This is a genomic window from Psychrobacter maritimus, from assembly GCF_904846345.1.
Taxonomy (GTDB): domain Bacteria; phylum Pseudomonadota; class Gammaproteobacteria; order Pseudomonadales; family Moraxellaceae; genus Psychrobacter; species Psychrobacter maritimus.
Genome location: NZ_CAJHAJ010000002.1, coordinates 176,956 through 196,918, shown reverse-complemented (window position 1 = coordinate 196,918; position 19,963 = coordinate 176,956). Strand labels below are relative to the sequence as shown.

Genomic DNA, 19,963 nt, shown 5'->3' with positions numbered 1-19,963 from the left:
AGTCCTTAGTTGCACGATTGGTCATCATCTTAAGCCCATCATTTTTTATTTATCGAGAAGAGCGGGTACGAGCGACAACCGCTATCGCTTCAACCGCTGGGCTTTCTACTTCATTCACTTGTCTTAATTGCGTGATATCAACGCCACTTGGGGTTTGAGCCACTATGACGTTAGGGTTTGAGATGCTAGTGCTGACAGGAATAGCGGTGCTGGCAGGTAAACTATCGGCTTCTTGATCAAGTAATATGAGCCAACCTGCCATGGTGCCAACGACCGAGACGATGAGAATGCTATTTTTAAACGTCGCAATAGGATCGGCTTTTTTCAGGTTTTTATGAGTGGCTTTAGTAGCAGGTACGTTAGAATTAATCATCATAGTCATCCTCATCGTTATCATGCTTATAGCTCGTAGCAATCAGACGCTCGCTTTCTTTATCGTATTTATCCTTATGCTTTTTCTTATGGTGTTCCACCTCATCATTATCGTGGTCTTCGTATTTATCTTCGTCATCATCATAATCAGAATAGTCGTCATTAACAAAGGCAGCACTGGTGTTAACAGGGTTCAAGATAGAGCCGAGATTGGCATCAATATAAGTGGTGTTGGTATCTAAGCGCACCTCATAGGCGACGGCACCGTTGTAGTTAACCAGCTCTGGAGTCGCTTGTAGGGTTGCATTAGGAAGGTTCTGCTTGGCTAAGGCGATTGCTTGGTCGCTTGTAAGCATTGCAGCCGATAGCGGCTCAATAGCAGTGTTCTGTTTAACAGCAGCAGTCAGCTGATTGGTGATATTTGCTGCTGATAAGACATCAGTAGAATCTGATGACGCTGTCGTTAATGCGATGACACCGCCAAAGAAGACCAGTGAAGAGGCACCGATAGTCAATAACAAGGGTTTTAATAGTGGCAGGCTCATAAGTTGTACTCCGTATGAAATCATGAGGGAATACAAGTAGCATACGCGGTGAAGATTAACTCAAACTTAAGACAAGGCGGCTTTATTTACTGATAGTGACCATAAAGCCGGTTTCTGGAGAAGGGCGGTTGGCAAATGCTAAGTTCAGGTTATGTAGCTCGACAATCCGATTGGCAATAGATAGACCTAAGCCGCTGCCCATTTGGCTTTGACCAGCTGGTCGATAAAAGCGTTCGCTGAGCCGTGCTAACTGCTCAGGCGCGACGCCATTGCCATTATCGAGCACTCGGATAGCATTTATATCTAGCTGTAATTCCACCAAAGCGCCTTCTGGGCAATAATGAATGGCATTCTCTAAGAGGTTGCGAATTAATAATTTGAATAAGGTGGGGTTTACTAGAATAGGTAAAATATCGGCAGGATGGTCACACAGCACCGTGCGCTTGAGTTGGATATGTTTTTCCCGTGCCAGCCGATTAACCTCACTAAGTACTTCGTCGGTTAAAGCCAGCCAATCAGGTTTTTCTAATTGTTCAGCAGGCAGGTGTTGCTGTGGCTCTATTTTTGCTAACGTCAAAAGTTGCTCAACCAAGTGATTGGCGCGCTCAATACCCTCACTGATTTTTTGAGTGTGATAGAACAGTTGGCTATCGTCCTCTATCTCTGACAGTTGCAGTAATTGCTGTTGTAATAAATCCGCTTGTAACTTTAAGGCGGCAAGCGGACTTCGTAGCTCATGTGACGCATCAGCCGTAAAGCGTTGCTCACGCGCTAAAGTGTCAGCTACTTTTACAAATAACACGTTTAAAGCGCTCACCAAAGGCTGAATCTCTTTAGGAATATCTGCTGTGATGGGGCTGTCATCTTGTGGCTGACGTTGTTCAAGCTCGGCGCTGACCTCTGTTAAAGGTTTAAAGCCACGGCGAATGAGTAGAACGACAAGACCCATGAACGCCAGCAACCCAATCAACATAGGCAGTAGCTGCACCGACATAGTCTCAACAATCATTTTTTGGCGAGAATCAAGGTTTTGACCAACCGCAATCACGCGGCTTTCGTGCTTATCAGAATGTTCATCGTGAATATAAAACAAGCGCCATTGATGGTTAAAAGGGTTTAAGCGCTGATAGGCATGATGATGGTCTTCTAAAAAACCATGTTGATCGGGGAGAAATTTAAATGACTGCCCATTTTCGTCCGCCATGAGCAGCCGACCGTCTTTATTCCAGATGGCGAACCCCATGTAATCATCTTCAGCCTCACCAAGATCACCGGATAGCTGCTTACTTTTTAAGTGATATATTTTGGCAGAGCGTGACTGTTTCTTATGGTCATCATCGTCATCGTCGTCATGTTCCTCGTCAGCAGATACCCCGATTAAGTAACGGGCGACTTGCGTGATTTGGGTATCATTCATCTCATTGATTTCATGCCACAGTCGCCAAGCGATAAAGCTGGAGGTGAGTAACCAAAGCAAAGGCAGTCCAATCAATAAGGACGTCAGTAGTCGTTGTTGGATGCTTTTCATAGGCTCACAGGGCAAAAGGTGACGGAGGATTTTAAGTTTAAGTTTAAGCTTTTATATTACTATAGATGATTGTAGGTGGGATTTAAATAATAACCCACCCCACGTTTGGTTAAAATAAAATCATTGCCAAGCTTTTTGCGTAAATGATGAATATGTACTTCAATGGCATTACTTTCTATATCTTGTTGCCATCCATAGAGCTTGTCCTCTAAGCTTGCCCGACTGTGAATCTGCTTAGGATGCGTCAGCATTTGCTCTAGTATCGCCACCTCTTTAATCGTAAGCTCAATAAGATTGCCTTGATGGTAGAGTTGTTGGCTATGCGGCTGATAAGTCACGTTACCGTAGCGAATTTCAGGTTGGCTACGTCCTTGACTGCGCCGCATCAGTGCTTGCAGACGAGCGATAACTTCATCCAAGGCAAAGGGTTTAATCAAATAGTCATCAGCCCCTGCATTGAGTCCGGCCACGCGATTGGCGATGGCATCGCGAGCAGTGATGATTAATACAGGGGTGTCTATCTGTTTGCCGCGCCAGTTTTTTAATACTGTCATACCGTCGCCTTGCGGCAAGCTTAAATCTAACAAAACCGCATCAAACATATTATCTTGTAATGCCAGCTCACCTTGCTTTGCATTATCGAACCAATCGACCATCATTCCATGACTTTTTAAACCCAGAATAATACCGTCGGCGATAGTGCTATCGTCTTCTATGAGTAATATACGTGCCATATGCCATGCTCCATCATTTTGCTTATTCTGATTTAGAGGGTTCATCTACTATGGTTTTATTACCAGTAATCATGGCTTTAATCAGATTCTGTCGTTGCCAGTAACTCATGACAAGCGCCGCGATAACGTGTAGAGGAACCAATAGATACAAGCTATTTGCTAATAATTCATGCACCTCTTCAAGAAAATCTTCGTTACCCATCATTCCTGATTCCATCAGATAGCCTGTGATTCCAAGCCCTATAATCGCCGCCCATAATGATAGCATCATAATAGCGGCCAATGGATTATGACCAAGATGCTGTTTATCGGTACGACGGATGCTGAGTGCTGATAAATGGCGCTTGATACGTAAAGGAGTAGGAAAGAAACTGCTAAATCGAGCGTAGCGTGTCCCTACAAAGCCCCATAATAAACGTATGACAACTAACCCCACGACAGTATAGCCAACGTATGCGTGCAGCTCGCTACCGTCTTCTGTAAACAATAGGTTTGCAATAACACCAATAGCGACTGCCCAATGGGTGATTCTGACAAGGATATCCCAAACTCTTACTTGCTTCGTTTTAGACGGTTGTGAAAAGGGTTTACTTGCGTCGTTGGTTATACCGCTATGATTGTTCTGGCCCATCATTATACCCCGCTTAGTAGTCAGTTTATTTGCTGGCGATAACACGCTATTAAAATAAACGTGTCTATCGCGATGAGGCTAGATTTATTGTAAATAGCCTGTGTTAGCACTATTAAAACAAACCAACCTTAAGCTGAGCTTAGAGGGCAATAGAAACTTGAGTGATAAAAGATAGTATTTGATGGAGGGTATAAAGAGTAAGGGTTTGCGTTGCCAGAATTTATTGATTTTAATTGAATGCGTTTTAAGAAATTATCTTATTCTGGGAATTAATGAGTAGTAGACCTTTTAAAAAATATGCTGGCAAGCGCGCAGGCTATCGTCAATGACAATAGCATCGACACTAAGGTATGACTGAAAAAATGGTCGCCAAAGAGCATTTTGTAAAGTCCCATTGTCCAGCCTAAAACAGTGACCGCTGCAAATATTTTATAGCGATACTTATGCAGAGTAGGTAAAAATGCTAATCCATATAAAGAAAACCCTGCACTTGCATGGGCGGCTGGGAAGCACTTGGCTGGCGTGTTCGCAACCATATTTTGCCAAAGGTTAAGATAGGGCAGCTCACCACTAAACAGCGTCAAATGATTGGGGCAGCTAACATGGGTGACACCTTTTAATAAGGCAATGCTGGTGGGTACTAAGATAATAATAGTTAGTAGATAACAGATTTCCCGAGCTGGTAGGGGAATCATCAATCTATGAGGTTTTACGGTATTTAGTGACAGGTTTGCATCGACAGGTTGTTTATATCTAATGATTAACACAATCAGCAAATAAATCGCCAATACAATTAACAAAGCTTTGGGTCCATCATAAAAAATAAAGGCATAAGGCTGAGCGCCTTTTTCCAAAAGCCAATGTCCGTTTAGGTAGAAAAGCTCGCTAATACGCACATCTAACGCGCTATGCTCAAATGTTAGCGCTGCAATAATGGTTAAACACAGTAGCTTTAACCAGACCCAATTAGCTGAATAGGCTTTCAAAGTACCACACTCATTAACGCCATTGACCATAAGACGAATAGTAGCAGTAACGCCAAGAATTGTGCCGCTGAACCGACATCTTTGGCTATTTTAGCTAAGGGGTGCTTTGCCGTTGACGTATGGTCGACACTGGCTTCAATACCGGTATTAATAAGCTCGACAATCAAAGATAAAAACGAGGCGATGACTAGCATCATTTTGATACTGGTGCCAAAAGGCATAAATATAATGACAGTGAATAAGATTAGATTGAGCCATAGCACTTGTCTAAACGCTGCTTCAAATTTATAAGCCGCTTTAAAACCATCTAGGGAGTACCCTGCGGCGTTAACGATACGAGAAAGCCCCTTTTTACCTTTTGCATGACTGGCAAAGCTATTAGCTACAATGAAAGTATGAGGCATTTCTAGGTTTTTAGAATGGGAGTTTGTTTGATTGTTACTGATATGAATGGGGTTGACTTGGTTCATATTGGATTCTTAATAGTCTATTAAAATCAGTGCATACGGTAGATTTCGAACCATTTAAAAAGAGTAAATGGAACCAGTGAGCACTGAGTATAAAATAGGGCGTATTAAGAAAGCGTTAAGCTTCTCCTAAAACTATTGATAATAAATACTAAAGGTACTGCCGCCTGTAGTATTGGCTTGGTGGGTTAGCTTCCAGCCCATATGCGTCATAATGCGTTGCACAATACTTAGCCCTAAACCTGTACCTTCAATCTTATCCGACTGCTTATCATTATGCGGTAACTCTAAACGCTCAAATCTCTCATATAGCAATGGCATCATGGCTTCAGGAATGCCAAGACCTGTATCGGTGACGGTGATTTTCTCAGCGTCAATACTGATAATAACTTCCCCTTCGTCGGTGTATTGAAAGGCGTTTTTTATCAAGTTTCCTAATGCCATTTTTAGCAGTTCAGGTCGTACGTAGGCGAAATATTCTTGTTCAGCGACGACGGTGCACGTGACTGACTTGTAGCGTAACAAGTACTTTAAACGCTCAGCTTCATTAACCGCAATATTGTTGATAGGCGTCTGCGGTGTGTCCAGTTTTTCAGGTGCACGAGAGAGTAATAGCAAAGCGGTGATAATCTCAGAGGTTTCTTTGGCGGTATTGCTAATGCGATTGGTAAATTCGCTCAAGTGACTGTCGTCGGCCAATTGTGATGCCAGTACTTCTGATGCGCCCATAATAATGGTCAAGGGCGTGCGCAATTCGTGGCTGACATCACCGGTAAATAATTGCTCACGCTTTAAGTACTGCTCAAGCTTTTGGTTTTTCTCATCAATGGCGCGTGCCAAAACGCCAACCTCGGATGGCAGATGAGTCAGTTGAGTTAGGTTTTGATGGTCGGTTTCTACGGCTTTTTTTAAGTCTAATAAAGGCTTGGTGATTTGCCTTGAGGACAGCTGAGAGAATATCGCAGCAATGAGCAGGCTTAAAATAACAGCAACTCTTAAGGCGTTGGCAAATATGTCTTCTAATTGCTCAAATATGGCCAAAACGGGATAGCTTTCCATCACCAATTCACTGTCTTCTAAATAGGTTAAAAGATAGCGGTGATTGTTTTTATGATAGAGGAAAAAATGCAAGTTGGTGTTGATACTGCCTGCTTCGGTATCTACGGTGACCGGCGTTTCTTGCACCGTATCAGTTGCCATGGCTTTTAGATTAGCAGGTGCATTATCATAGTCATAGATTTTGATACCGGGGTTGGCAATATAAACCGGCTGCTCACCTTCTTTTTCCTGACTGAGTGCCAATTGTTGAATCAAGCGCGCTTTGACCAGCTCTTGCTCGAGCTTCATTTCAGCATACATAAAAATACTGACGAAAGTGGCGCAAAGCAATAGGGCAAATAGAAAGTAGGAGATGCGAAATTTATTGGCGATGGAGTCGATGCTAAACATTGTCTTTACTAACATGGTATTTACTTCTTAATGACAAGCAGTAGGTAGAACGAGATGAAAGAGTAGCAAGAGCATTCATAATAGCGTTGAGTCGCTCAATCTTATGATCGTCTTTTATTCTTTGTCCGGATCGATAATTTGATAACCAATCCCAGGCACAGTCACTATCATTGTTTTATCAAACGGCTTATCGACTTGTGCGCGTACGCTATGCACATGGGTTCGCAGCGCATCGCTACTTGGAATATCCTCACCCCATACTTTTTCTTCTAACTCGTTTTTGCTGACCACTCGCGGCGCCGCGCTCATCAGTATCTGTAATATCTTAAACCCAGTTGGTGTCAGTTTTATAGGTTTGCCCTCACGAACAATCGTGTGTACTTCCGTATTTAAAGACAGTTTGCCGACTGTGATACTGTGCTCAAAGTGACTGTCTTGATGGCGGCGTATCAGAGCTTTTATGCGTGATTCCAATTCAACCAATGAGAAAGGTTTGACCAAATAATCATCCGCGCCACTATCGAAGCCTGCCACTTTATCCGAAATAGTATCGCGAGCAGTCAGCATCAATACGGGGGTTTTATCATGCAGCTCCTCTCTGAGCTTTTTACACAGTTTGGTACCATCCATACCCGGTAGCATGACGTCCAACAAGATAACGTCATAACGGTTATTCGAGGCGAGCGTCAAACCACTAATACCGTTATGAGCATTGTCCAGCTCAAAGCCCTTGTGCTCAAAAAAAGCGTAAATATTGGCGACAATATCAGGATTGTCTTCAATAACGAGTATCTTGTACATACATGTCTCGTGCATAAATGCCAACAGGGCGCTAATAAAATAGGTTTAAAAATCCTAAAAAGGTCTAATTGGCAGCCTTAAAGAAAGTCGGTGCGGCAGCTACCTCATCGGTCGTAATATCAAAAAAGCCAAGTAAGGTTGGGGTAATAAAATCATGAGATACGGGCTGCTCAATCATGTTAGCAAGGCTGCTTTTATTGCTGCTAGTGCTGTCGATGCCATTACTCGCAGGTGACCAGACAATCACCGGCACTTGCTTTTGAGCATTTGGCGCCATACTGTACGGCAAGCCATGCAAGTAGATATTGTTTTCACCCAAACTTTCTCCATGATCGCTGATGTATACCATCACCACATCATAATCCTGCTCATAAGCTTTTAGCGTATTGATAACGTTATTCAAAAAATAATCAGTATAACGAATCGCATTATCATAGCCATTGATAATAGACTGACCATCACATTTAGACAGCTCATTGGTCATACAAACGGGTTTAAAAACTTCAAAGGTTTTAGGATAGCGTTTGTAATACTCAGGACCGTGATTACCCATTTGATGCAATACGATAAGCGTGTCTTTTGGCAATGTATTCGAATTTACTGTATCGGGCTTTACTGGTGATGCCTCTGGCTTTACCAGTTTATCAAAGCCACTAAGCATACCAATATCACGGCATTCGCCATCGCAATCAGGGTTAAGTTTAGGCGTTTTATAATCCTCAAAAGTCACCCTATCGGCGACGCCTTTAGAGCTAGAATTATTATCACGCCAAATGACGTTGACGCCTTGTTTATGCAAGGTATCAAGCACATTTTCATTATAGTCCGCACTACTGGCATCGTAATCCTTTCTATTAGCATAGCTGAACATGCATGGAACCGAATAAGCGGTAGAGGTGCCGCAGGAGGTTGCATGCTTAAAGCTATAAATATCTGGCTGGCTAGCAAGCAGTGGCATAGTCTCACGCTGATAACCGTTTAAGCCAATATGGTCAGCGCGAACCGTTTCACCGACGACAAATACCATCAATTTAGGTTTTGCAGTAGGTGTGCTATTGCTAGCGACGGGCGTGGTGCGTTTGGCATCTGTTGCATGCAGGATTAAGGTGTCAGGACGACGCAATTCATCGACGTAATCGGTGCCAAGTTTGACCACAGAATAAATAGGGGTAATAGGATTGGTATAACTACGCACCACTTTATGTTGGCGAAAAAAGGTGGCGTATTGGTCGCCAAAGGGTAGTAGGCAGATGGCTATTAATAGGATAGAGAGTATCAAAGTAAGCGCTCGTTGCCATAATGCGCGGCGTAAAGGCGTACGCTTGATACGAATGTTAGCAATGATAATAGCTGGCAATACTCCTAATAAAAGAACGCGAACAAAAAAACTCGGTGCCATCAAGCCCATCGCTTCTGCTTGGTCGGTCTGCATGCTATTGACCAGCATATTATGATCAAATATCGTTCCATAGCCATCGGTAAAATAACCACATACTGCCGCTATTAATACCATCGCAATCAGCACTAACTTTGCGATTGGCCGATAACACAATAGTTGCAGCACTAGCCATATCAATCCAAACAGTAAGCCTGTGATAGAAATCATAAAGCCAATATTACTGCTAAAAGGATAAATATTTAACACTTGCTCAAAAAAGCTCATATTGGCAGTAGCCACCAAATATAGCGCAACGATAACAATAAGATAATTAAGATGAATTTCACGATTAAAGTATCTGCTAATGATGCTTTTTTTGGTATCAGCTTTAGTGGCATTGGTGCTAAGTGCTTGAAGTGTCAACATACACAGACTTCTCAACAGAGTTATAGGGAATATATATTCCTTACATTAACAACTAGCTTGTTAAGAAGACGTTAAGGTGACGGGGTCAAATAATGGGTTGTTGATATTAAGAAAACAAAAAATGCCAAAACCTTTTACGCGATTTTTTATCATTTTTTTCATCGAAGTGTCATATCTGCTAGATACACTGCTGACCTATCCAAGATAAATAATTAAATTTTTAATCATAAGCGATTAGGTGAGTGGATATGTTAGAGCTAAGACACGTTACAAAGAGATATGATGATAAGGTGATATTCGAGGATCTTTCACTCAAAATTAACACGGGTGAGATAGTTTCAATCTTAGGGCCATCCGGCTGTGGCAAGACTACTTTACTGCATATGATTTTGGGCTTAACTGACATTAGCGGCGGCCGTATTGCCTATAACGGCGAAGATATTACCCGCGTCTCTATGAGACAAAGAGGCTTTAATATCGTCTTTCAGGATTATGCGTTATTTCCCAATCTCAATGTCAAACAAAACATCGAATACGGTCTGCGTAACAATCCTAGTGTCAGTAGACAACAAGAAGTCGATGAACTGATCGATTTACTCGATATTAAGGCGCACCTAAGTAAGCGTATTCATCAGCTATCAGGCGGTCAAAAGCAACGTGTTGCGCTGGCTCGTACGCTGGTCATGAAACCCAAAATATTATTGTTAGATGAGCCTTTATCGGCATTAGATGGGGTAATTAAGGAAACCGTCAAAGAGCGCATTCGTGAGATTGCCGTGCGCTATCAGCTGACTACTTTAATTGTCACCCATGACCCAGAAGAGGCGATGACGTTATCTGATCGCATCCTACTGCTATCAGATGGCAAAGTGGCGCAATTCGCTGAACCCGCTGAAATCATACACAATCCTGCCAATGATTTTGTCACCAACTTCATTCTCAATCAGCTCAATATCAAACGTCGCAATATCTTAAGCTTATTTGCCAACGGTATATCTGAAGCTGATCCGCTAAGTAAATACACTCAAACCCAAAACTATGGACAATATGAGGCTGATATTAGCCCTCGTCATACTGATTCTAAAGTTATCACTGTCCATGATAAGCAAAAGTCAAAAGATACGGTGAAAGGCTGATTTTGTAACAGCTTGCAGTGACTGAATCGGCAACTGAGAGACTGACTATAGCTGTCATTCAGTAAAAACCTGACCATTTGATTGTTTTGGACGTTTATGAAGCTTAGTAATCCACCCCAAGCAAAAGCCATTTGGCTATTTGTGACGATTTTATTCATCGCTTTTCTGTTTGTACCCTTAGGTAAAGTGCTGGCGTTATCATTAAATGTCGGCGATGGCATTGGCTTAGATAACTATAAAAGTATCGCAAGTAGTGATAGCTTTAAGCAGGTGATGTTTAATAGTTTTTTTGTGGCGACGGTAAGTGCTCTGAGCGCCACCATGCTCGCTTTCATCTTAGCTTATACCGTGCATTGGACTAATTTACCGAAGGGCTTTAAAAAGGTTATTAAAGTTGCCGCCTTATTGCCCATGTTATTGCCAACGGTGACCTATGGCTTTGCCATTATTTATACCTTTGGCAAGCAAGGTTTGCTGACGCAAATACTCGGCTTTCAGCTGTTTGAAAATATATACGGCTTTCAAGGAATGTGGCTTGGCTATACCATTTATACCTTACCCATCGCCTTTTTATTACTCAATAACACCTTTCAGTATTTAGACAAAAAATTCGTGATCGTCTCAGAATTAATGGGTGACTCGTCTCTGCGCCAGTTTGATATGACGGTTATTCGCCCGTTGATTGGTACTTTTGCGGCGGCAATGATTCAATGTTTCTTTTTAGCCTTTACGGATTTTGGTATCCCAGCGTCCATTGGTGGGCAATATAAAGTCATCGCCATTGAGCTTTATACACAAATATTAGGCGCGTCTCCTTCGTTTGAAAAAGGGGCGGTGGTCGCACTGTTTATGCTCATTCCATCGGTATTGAGTATTGCCATACTCTGGTATGTCGCGCGCTTTAATATCCGCTACGATTCGGTTGAAAATATCGACTTGCCTTCTTCGAAAATCAAAGACCGAGTATTAGCCGTATTATCGAGCGTTATCTTGTTTTGCTTACTGATGGTCTTTGCGGTGATATTTATCATTCCATGGATAAAGACATGGCCTTATCAAATGCAATTCAGCACGGAAACCGTCAGCAAGGTTTTAGAATCTGCCAATCTAATGCGCGTCTATAAAAACTCACTCATCGTAGCGGTATTGACGGCTATCTTCGGTACCTTAATCACTTACTTTTCAGCGTTATTATGCGAGCGCTCAGGTTTATTCAGAATTGGTAAATTCAGTATCCAGAGTTCAGCTTTGGTCACCAACACCGTACCAGGGATGGTCGTGGGAATTGCCTATCTTATGATGTTTTCAGGCTCAGCAATTGCCAATACTATTTTTATTATCGTGATAAGCAACATCATTCACTACTTCGCCACCCCTTATCTGATGAGTAAAAACGCACTGGCTAAAATGAACTTAGGCTGGGAGACGACGGCGAGTTTATTGGGTGATTCATGGTTTACGACCCTGCGGCGCATTGTGATTCCCAATTCATTTTTTACCTTAATTGAAGTGGCCTCGTTTTATTTTATCAGTGCCATGGTAACGATTAGCGCGGTTATCTTTATCTCTGGTGCCAAAACCATGGTGCTCACCACCAAAATCGTAGAGCTACAGCATTTTGCACGCTTTGATGAGATTTTTATCTTATCGCTCATGATATTACTGACCAATATCTGCGCCTTGATACTGTTTGCCATCATTCGTCATATACATAGCCGACGACTCTACGGGACACCGAAAGCAACGGACGAAACGCTTGTTGCGCCAACGACGGCTTAAACATAGTTATAGGCAGTTCAAAATAAAAGGGATACGTTAAAAATTGCGTTCAGCTGGTATAAATTTTTCTCGCTTGCTGTGCGCTTTACACCTCAGAGGCTTCAAAAAATTCATCCCAGCAGTACTGTGTTCTTTTTAAATTGAAATGACTATGGCAATTAATAGCCAATCGCTATCGAACATATAAACAAACTCTAATCATTAAAACTCAATAAAATCTATAGGATAAAAAATGTTTTCATTAAAAACGTTAATGATAGGTCTCACGTGCGGAATGATTTTGACCGGTTGTAGTTCAGCTTCTTCAGAGGGAAATAGCGCAGAGGAGGTCATCATCTATAGCAATGCCGACGAAGAAGCGGTAGAAGTCATCCAAGAAGTGTTAAACGAAGCAGGGTATGAAGGGCAATATATTTTTCAATCCTTTGGCACCGGTGAGCTTGGCGGGCGTTTATTGGCTGAAGGTAAGAACATAGAGGCAGATTTGGTCACCATGAGCTCATTTTATTTAGAGAGCGCGCAAGCAAAACATTCGATGTTTAAGGATGTCAGCTTTGAGGTTAATCCCCAAGTAGCGGTTCCTAGTTACTATGCACCCATTCTAAGCTTTACTGGGGCGATTATTTTAAATACCAAAGAGATGGCTGCGCAAAATTTGCCTAGACCAACCAGTGCCAAAGATTTGGCAAAACCCATCTATAAAAACAAAATTGCGATGGTTGATCCCAATGGCTCATCGACCGGTTGGTTGTTTGTGCAGAATATTACTGCTACGTATGGCATGGATGCCGAGGGGCAAACCATCATGAATCGTATTCGTGAAAACGCCGGACCAAATTTAGAATTATCAGGTTCAGGTCCATTAAAGAAAGTAATGGCAGGTGAAGTGCCTATTGGCTTTGGCATGCGTCATCAAGCAGTTGTTAATAAAGCAGAAGGATTGCCTATTGATTACATCGATCCTAGCGAAGGTAACTATACGCTGAGTGAGTCGGTGGCTGTCATCGATAAAAGAGATAAAACCAATCCGAATGCAATGAAAATGGCCGAAATCATCGTCAAAAATGCGCGACCACAGCTGTTAGAAATATACCCAAATATCATCTATGACGGTGAAACTGTTGCATCTGAGAACCAAATCAAAAATGTAAAAACCTATGCTGAGCCGCTTACCGCTGAGTTATTAGATAAGCACAGGGCATTTTTCCACGGTCAAAAGCTATAAGCGTTGCAACCAGTGCGAGCTAAATTTGAGATATAAGTTCTAATTTTACATTCTAAGAATAAGGAACATCAAAGTGCAGTTAACAAGCAAATTGTCTGAAAAAAAATACGATGTAGTGGTAGTCGGTGGTGGCATTGTCGGCCTTGCCAGCGCTTATGCCGCGGTTAAAAAAGGACTGAGTGTCGCACTGGTCGAGCGTGAGTCACAAAATAAAGATGCCTCAGTACGTAACTTTGGTTTTGTCACCGTGAGTGGGCAGCAAAGTGGCGAGCATTGGCAGCGAGCCATGCATACGCGTAATATCTGGGCAGATATTGCCCCCAAGGTAGGCATCGACGTCGAGCATAGTGGTCTGCATATGCTTATTCAGCGCCCAGAAGCGATGGATGTCGCTGAAGCTTTTTTACAAACAGAGATGGGCGGATCTTGTCGATTGCTGACGCAAGCTGAAATAGCAGAAAATACCCCTTATCTTAAAGACAGTTTAGGTGTGTTATATAGTCCTCATGAGCTCAGAGTCGAATCAAAAACTGCCATTGGCAAACTGGCGAATTGGCTAAGTCGAGCGCATGGCGTAGATTTTTATAATAAAACCACTGTGCATTCCATCGAGCTACCTATGGTTCATACCAGTCGTGGTACGCTGCAAGCAGAGCATTGTGTCGTCTGTCCCGGTATAGATTTGCATAGCTTATATCCAGAGACTTTAGCGCAGGCTAAGGCCAAACTTTGCACGCTTAATATGATGCGTGTCATGCCAAAAAAAGCATTTAAGCTAAATGCAGCGGTAATGTCGGATTTAAGCTTTGCTCGTTATGATGGATTTGCCCAATTACCTGAAGCCCAAAGGTTAATCTCATTGCTGGATAATATTCAGTCAGCTGAGCGCAAAGCAGGCGTTCATCTAATCGTGGTGCAATCCGCCGATGGCTCTCTCATCATTGGTGATAGCCATGATTATAGCGATAAGGAGTTGCCATTTAGAGATGTGCGAGTTGATGATTTAGTCATTAACGAGTTCCATCAAGTCATGGATGTTGGCGAGATTGATATCGTGCAGCATTGGTTAGGTGTTTATCCCAGCGGTGATAACGTAGTTTTTAAAGCCTCACCAGAAAAAGGCGTGGTTGTCGGCTCTGTCACTAGCGGCACTGGCGCATCGACAGGCTTTGCATTTGGTGAAGAGTTAATTCATTTCGTATTGGAGTCAAAATAATGAGTACAGATATTAATAGTATTAAAGAACAATTCGATCATATCAAACTATGTATTTTCGATATGGCGGGCACTACTGTCAGTGAAGACAATCTCGTCTATAAAACGGTACGTGATGCGATCAATCAAGCGCTTAGCGATGACGATAAAGTGGATAAAGAAGTTGATTTAGATATCTGCTTAGAATTTGGTGCTGGCAAGGAAAAACGCCAAGCGATCAATGACATACTGAATGAATTGGACATCGCTGAGGATGAGGTTGAACCACTTACAGACGCAGCCTTTATAATCTTTAAAACCAGTTTGGCAGAGGCTTATACAGCAGATACTTTGGCTACCTTTGATGGCATGCTGGAGCTGTTTAATAAGCTAAAAGCCAGTGGTAGAACAGTGGTTTTAAATACGGGCTATGACGCAAAGACTGCCAATAAGATATTAACTATTTTAGGGTGGTCAGTAGGTCGCGAGATTGATGCACTAATTACAGCTGATGATGTGGTGAATGGTCGCCCTGCGCCAGATATGATTACGCTCGCGATGGATAAGTTTGGTATTGAGGATTCACAGCAGGTGTTAAAAGCAGGGGATAGTGGCATCGATATTGAAGAAGGGAAAAATGCCAATTGTGGCTTATGTATAGGCGTATTGACTGGCGCGCAGACCAAAGCACAGCTTGAAAAGTCCTTGCCAGATATAGTATTGGATAAATTGACTGATCTGGCTCAGTTGATTTAAAAACAATCTATAAGGCAAGTCTATAAAGTAATACTCTGCTGAAAGCCTTCTACGTTATGTAAAAATAGCGAAGAGGGCTTTTCACCATTTTAACGAATGAATAATTGATAGGGTATCAGCCCTTGATTGATAGCTATAAAGAAAGGCTATTATGCTTGCTGGTCTAAGGTAATAACCGCCTGCTTTAACCACGTGCCAGCCTTACCTAACGGCTTTTCTTTATGCCAAATCAGCTCAACCGCAACGGGCCAACTGTGCTTATCAAAATCCAGTTTTGGCGACACCAAAGAGCCATCCTTTAACGCATCAACGATAATATGCTCAGGCACCAACGCCCAACCAAGGTTACGTTGCACCAGCTCAATAATCACCCACTGACTCTCAACCCACCATACATCGGCGGCAACCCGTAGGCGTGATTTTTCTTTACTCTCGTTGCGCGTTGCAACAATGAGCTGACGGTATCTTTTTAAGTCCTCCCAGCTGACCACTCGGTTTGCTATATCATGTTCAGGCGCACAAACCATCTTAAGCGGAATCCAGCCTAAGGTATGAAAACTAATAGCCGATGGCAAATCCTCTTGGCTCCACATAATACCCAAATCCGCGCGCTTTTCTAAAATCAAACGACTGACATCTTCCATGATGGGCAGCAGCAATTCTAACTCCACAGTAGGAAACAAGTTATCAAACTCATCGAGCAATCGCGCCAGCCACTCTGATGGATAGAGATCATCGACTGCCAGCACCAAACGGCTTTCGACACCTTCACTTAAGCTTTTGGCCACCCCGAAGAAATGCTCGCAGCGCTCCAGTATTAAATAAGCTTCAGCTAACAGCCGTTTACCTTCCTCAGTCAATTCAGGATAGCGACTATTTCGAGTAAATAACACATTGTCCAAGTCGATTTCTAAATTTGCCACCGCCGCACTAACCGATGATTGTGCTTTGCCAAGCCGCCGTCCTGCTGCCGAAAACGAGCCCGTCTCTACCGTTGCCACAAATGCTTGTAGTTGCTCTAAAGAAAAGTTCATGTATCGGTTTTTCCTATAGACAGTAACTTTGATCTATTAGTTTAACAGATACAATAGAGTCAACTAAGTACTATGAATGTATATTCTATAAGGATTAATTATGCGAACTCATAGAGATCGTATACGTCACGCTGTTGGATTTGAAATAATTGCATTAATACTATCCATTCCCATTATGAACTTCTTTTTTGATTTTGACATAAAAGATATCGGTGTTATTGCCATCGTAGGCTCTATCATAGCGACTATATGGAACTATGGTTTCAATATTGTCTTTGATAAAGGCATGGTAAAGTTTAAACGCAGCACATTTAAGACCCCAGCGATTCGAGTGCTTCATGTACTGCTATTTGAGGGTGGTCTGCTGCTTCTATATCTGCCCATGGTCTCATGGTATCTTGGCATTAGTTTATGGCAAGCCTTTATTATGGATGCGTCATTGGTTGGATTTTATTTGGCTTATACCTTTTCTTATAACTGGGCTTATGACAAGATTTTCCCGATACAGTATTTTAAATATGTAAAAAATAGCGCGGTTTCTATATAAGTCGAGCTAACAATAATTTAGGTTATGTCTGATATTAATAACTGTTATAAAAAATCGGTGTAAATAAGTGCTGTAAATAAGTGCTAAAAAAGCTTTCAAGCTATATATCTTATAGCTTGAAAGCTTTTTTGCTTTAAGGTTAAGCAAGTCTGTATATGACGCCTGTGCTTGGTATCGATTTTGAAATCCTAGTCATTTTATTCAAAAAATATAGATTGCCTATCGGTGCAGAATAATTGTATTCACAATAAAGGCTGCGAGGTTAGATATTGAACAAAAGACAAGCATAAAAGATGTCATAACTGGTTACGATTCTTTAAAAACAGTCTTAGTGGATGGCGAAAAAAAGGCGTATAAGTATTATCGTTACTCCTTTCATGGAATTAGGCTATGCATCCAGCCCTACCGTATCGGCTGTTGAATAAGTTCACGATTGTTATTGGCGCCATTGGCGTTGGAATTGCCTTAGTCGATAGTGGTTTTACGCTCACGACATGGCTACAGCATATTTTTCATATTTTTTATTTAACGATTATTTTATTGGGTTTTGTGGCCACGGTAGGGCGCTATATGCGCTCAAAGTCACGATTGTCGGTCAATAAAGTCGCGGTTTTCGATTTACTAACCAGTATCGCTATTGTTGTGCTATTGGCGGTGCATTTCTTTGAGCTGGCGCGCTCCGGATTATCGATGCCGGTAGATGGTTTTATTGCGATTAAGATTGCTGTTTTTGTCACTTTTATCCGTGAGATATCGGACAATAACTTTAGCCTTAATCGGGCTTTTTTAAACCCAGGTCAATTTTTTATCTTAAGTTTTTTGTCCGTGGTATTGGTCGGAGCATTGCTGCTGATGATGCCCAATGCCACCACTGAGCCGATATCCTTTGTCGATGCGCTATTTACGGCCACCAGTGCAGTCTGTGTGACAGGGCTGATTGTGGTGGATACGGCGACCCGTTTTACCACGTTTGGGCAGCTGATTATCATCGGGCTGATTCAAATTGGCGGTTTGGGTATTCTGACCTTTGTGACCTACTTTAGTTACTTTTTTAAGGGCGGCGTCAGTTATGAGACGCAGCTTAGTATCAGTGAAATGAACGTTTCACGAAGGATGGGCGATATGGTCACCACCCTTAAGTCCATTTTATATGTGACTTTTGGGGTTGAGGCACTGGCTGCGATTTTGATTTATATTAGTATCTATGATTTACCCGGGATGAGCTTTGCAGAAAGACTGTTTTTCGCGATATTCCATGCCATCTCTGCTTTTTGTAATGCAGGGTTCTCGACCTTTAGCGCCGGCTTATACGATGAGTCACTGCGCTTTAACTATCCTTTACAGCTTATCATTAGTACCACTTTCTTATTTGGCGGCATGGGTTTTATCATTGTCGTCAATCTATTGCGCTTTCTGCGTCACCGTGCCCAAAGGGCGATTTTCCAAAATGATCCACGTTACGGCTATCAGCCGTGGCTACTGAGTATCAATAGCCGTATTACGTTAATTACCTCTGGCGCTTTATTGTTAATTGGTGTGGTCGGGGTCATGCTGTTTGAATATAACGGCATCCTTGCTGAGCATCAGAGTTTTTACGCTAAGCTAATCACAGGGCTATTTACGGCGGCAACTCCGCGTACCGCAGGTTTTAATATTGCCGATATGGATGCGCTTGCGTTTCCGACTATTATGCTGACGATTTTTTTGATGTGGATTGGTGCTTCACCAAATTCTACCGGCGGTGGTATAAAAACCAGCACCTTTGCCATTGCGGTGTTAAATACCTTGAGCTTAGCCCGTGGTCAGACCAAGGTTGAAGTGTTTCAGCGCGAGATTGCTGACATCTCTATCCGCCGGGCGTTTTCCATTATGTGGCTGTCTTTATTTGTGATTGGCATGGGGGTCACCCTTATCAGCTACGATCAGCCCGAGCTTGATTTGATTAAAGTCATTTTCGAATGCTTTTCTGCCTATAGCACGGTTGGTTTGAGCTTAAATTTAACCACCGAGCTATCGACCTTTAACAAACTTGTCGTTTCGGTGATTATGTTTGTTGGGCGGGTGGGGATGTTGACGATATTTATTGCCTTACTTAAAAACAGATATCAGCGTAACTATCGTTATCCGACTGAAGAGATTACTATCAATTAACTTAATGTTAATTAAAAAATGTTAATTAAAAATAATAACTTATAACTCATTAGGCATTAACTAAATACGTCGCAATTGCTCTTTTCGAATGGCATGAGTGACAAGGAATATTATGAAATATATCATTGCAGGTTTGGGCAGTTTTGGTTCTTCGTTAGGCATAGCGCTGACGAGCCAAGGTCATGAAGTCATCGCCATTGATAGCAGCATGCAAAAAGTTGAAGCGTATAAAGAAGCCATCACTCATACTATCTGCATGGATGCCACCGACGAATATACGGTCAATGGCTTGCCTATTATGGATACCGATATAGTGGTGGTGGCGATTGGGGAAAACGAAGGGGCCAACATTATGGCAACGGCGTTGTTTAAAACTTTAAAAGCCAAGCGCTTAATCAGTCGTAGTATCAACCCCTTACATGAAAAAGTACTGCAAGCGATTGGGGTTGACGATATTTTTCATCCTGAAAAAGAATCGGCGATGCGCTGGGCAAAACGGCTGTCATTGCGCTATTTCGTTGATTCTTTTGAATTGACTGACAACTTTAGTATTGTCGAGATTGCTATTCCTGCTCCTTTGATTGGCAAACAAATAGCGACATTACAGCTAGAAAATAAGTTTAATATCAAGCTATTGAGTACCATGCGCTATGAGCATTATGAAGACAGCTTTGGCCGTCAGCGAAGCAAACCCAGTATTCAGGGATTGGCCACACCAGAGCAAGTGCTACAAGAAAATGATGTGCTAGTGGTATATGGCGCTAACAAACATATCAATACTTTTTTACGTAGTGTAGGGGTTAAAGTACACTAATCGCTAGGGA

At 42.2% G+C, this 19,963-nt stretch carries 19 protein-coding genes; 8 read left to right on the top strand and 11 right to left on the bottom strand.

Features of this window, described 5'->3' with window-relative positions; translation table 11 throughout:
* Positions 1-49: 49 nt before the first annotated feature.
* The 10 genes from JMX50_RS03665 to JMX50_RS03620 all read right to left on the bottom strand — a co-directional run bounded on the left by JMX50_RS03665 (position 50) and on the right by JMX50_RS03620 (position 9,317).
* Positions 50-376 carry a hypothetical protein gene (locus tag JMX50_RS03665; RefSeq protein WP_227670894.1) on the bottom strand — a complete coding sequence of 109 codons (327 nt, stop codon included), beginning with the start codon at positions 374-376 and terminating at the stop codon, positions 50-52.
* Positions 366-917: a PepSY domain-containing protein gene (locus JMX50_RS03660; protein WP_201628475.1), complete on the bottom strand. Its 552-nt coding sequence runs from the start codon at positions 915-917 to the stop codon at positions 366-368. The genes JMX50_RS03665 and JMX50_RS03660 overlap by 11 nt, the downstream gene beginning before the upstream one ends.
* 82 nt (positions 918-999) lie before the next feature.
* Positions 1,000-2,445 (bottom strand): ATP-binding protein, encoded by a 1,446-nt coding sequence (locus JMX50_RS03655; protein WP_201628474.1) that lies wholly within the window; start codon positions 2,443-2,445, stop codon positions 1,000-1,002.
* A gap of 59 nt (positions 2,446-2,504) precedes the next feature.
* Positions 2,505-3,179: a response regulator gene (locus JMX50_RS03650; protein ID WP_201565587.1), complete on the bottom strand. Its 675-nt coding sequence runs from the start codon at positions 3,177-3,179 to the stop codon at positions 2,505-2,507.
* Positions 3,180-3,201: 22 nt separating this feature from the next.
* Positions 3,202-3,810: a cytochrome b/b6 domain-containing protein gene (locus JMX50_RS03645; protein WP_201628473.1), complete on the bottom strand. Its 609-nt coding sequence runs from the start codon at positions 3,808-3,810 to the stop codon at positions 3,202-3,204.
* A gap of 269 nt (positions 3,811-4,079) precedes the next feature.
* Positions 4,080-4,796, bottom strand: coding sequence for a PAP2 family lipid A phosphatase (locus JMX50_RS03640; RefSeq protein ID WP_227670893.1), 717 nt, complete (start codon positions 4,794-4,796; stop codon positions 4,080-4,082).
* On the bottom strand, positions 4,793-5,200 hold the full coding sequence (locus JMX50_RS03635; protein WP_201628690.1) for a diacylglycerol kinase: 408 nt from the start codon (positions 5,198-5,200) through the stop codon (positions 4,793-4,795). The genes JMX50_RS03640 and JMX50_RS03635 overlap by 4 nt, the downstream gene beginning before the upstream one ends.
* A 198-nt stretch (positions 5,201-5,398) precedes the next feature.
* On the bottom strand, positions 5,399-6,727 hold the full coding sequence (locus JMX50_RS03630; protein ID WP_413786810.1) for a sensor histidine kinase: 1,329 nt from the start codon (positions 6,725-6,727) through the stop codon (positions 5,399-5,401).
* Between the two features lie 99 nt (positions 6,728-6,826).
* Positions 6,827-7,513 (bottom strand): response regulator transcription factor, encoded by a 687-nt coding sequence (locus JMX50_RS03625; protein ID WP_201628471.1) that lies wholly within the window; start codon positions 7,511-7,513, stop codon positions 6,827-6,829.
* 64 nt (positions 7,514-7,577) lie between these two features.
* Positions 7,578-9,317, bottom strand: coding sequence for a phosphoethanolamine transferase (locus tag JMX50_RS03620; protein ID WP_201628470.1), 1,740 nt, complete (start codon positions 9,315-9,317; stop codon positions 7,578-7,580).
* 248 nt (positions 9,318-9,565) lie between these two features.
* On the opposite strand from JMX50_RS03620, the gene JMX50_RS03615 reads away from it, so the two are divergent.
* The 5 genes from JMX50_RS03615 to JMX50_RS03595 all read left to right on the top strand — a co-directional run bounded on the left by JMX50_RS03615 (position 9,566) and on the right by JMX50_RS03595 (position 15,407).
* On the top strand, positions 9,566-10,453 hold the full coding sequence (locus JMX50_RS03615; protein WP_201628469.1) for an ABC transporter ATP-binding protein: 888 nt from the start codon (positions 9,566-9,568) through the stop codon (positions 10,451-10,453).
* 96 nt (positions 10,454-10,549) lie between these two features.
* Positions 10,550-12,232: an ABC transporter permease subunit gene (locus tag JMX50_RS03610; protein WP_201628468.1), complete on the top strand. Its 1,683-nt coding sequence runs from the start codon at positions 10,550-10,552 to the stop codon at positions 12,230-12,232.
* Positions 12,233-12,464: 232 nt separating this feature from the next.
* On the top strand, positions 12,465-13,457 hold the full coding sequence (locus JMX50_RS03605; RefSeq protein ID WP_201628467.1) for an ABC transporter substrate-binding protein: 993 nt from the start codon (positions 12,465-12,467) through the stop codon (positions 13,455-13,457).
* A 73-nt stretch (positions 13,458-13,530) separates the two neighbouring features.
* Complete coding sequence (locus JMX50_RS03600; protein WP_201628466.1) at positions 13,531-14,673, top strand: TIGR03364 family FAD-dependent oxidoreductase; 1,143 nt, start codon at positions 13,531-13,533, stop codon at positions 14,671-14,673.
* Positions 14,673-15,407, top strand: coding sequence for an HAD family hydrolase (locus JMX50_RS03595; RefSeq protein ID WP_201628465.1), 735 nt, complete (start codon positions 14,673-14,675; stop codon positions 15,405-15,407). The genes JMX50_RS03600 and JMX50_RS03595 overlap by 1 nt, the downstream gene beginning before the upstream one ends.
* A 149-nt stretch (positions 15,408-15,556) precedes the next feature.
* On the opposite strand, the gene JMX50_RS03590 is transcribed toward JMX50_RS03595, so the two are convergent.
* Positions 15,557-16,441 (bottom strand): LysR family transcriptional regulator, encoded by an 885-nt coding sequence (locus JMX50_RS03590; protein ID WP_201628464.1) that lies wholly within the window; start codon positions 16,439-16,441, stop codon positions 15,557-15,559.
* A gap of 100 nt (positions 16,442-16,541) precedes the next feature.
* On the opposite strand from JMX50_RS03590, the gene JMX50_RS03585 reads away from it, so the two are divergent.
* From JMX50_RS03585 to JMX50_RS03575, 3 genes are all read left to right on the top strand, one after another.
* On the top strand, positions 16,542-16,988 hold the full coding sequence (locus JMX50_RS03585) for a PACE efflux transporter (protein ID WP_201628463.1): 447 nt from the start codon (positions 16,542-16,544) through the stop codon (positions 16,986-16,988).
* Between the two features lie 390 nt (positions 16,989-17,378).
* Complete coding sequence (locus JMX50_RS03580) at positions 17,379-19,139, top strand: TrkH family potassium uptake protein (protein WP_201628462.1); 1,761 nt, start codon at positions 17,379-17,381, stop codon at positions 19,137-19,139.
* Between the two features lie 112 nt (positions 19,140-19,251).
* Entirely contained in the window at positions 19,252-19,953 is a 702-nt protein-coding gene (locus JMX50_RS03575) for a potassium channel family protein (RefSeq protein WP_201628461.1), read from the top strand.
* Positions 19,954-19,963: the final 10 nt, after the last annotated feature.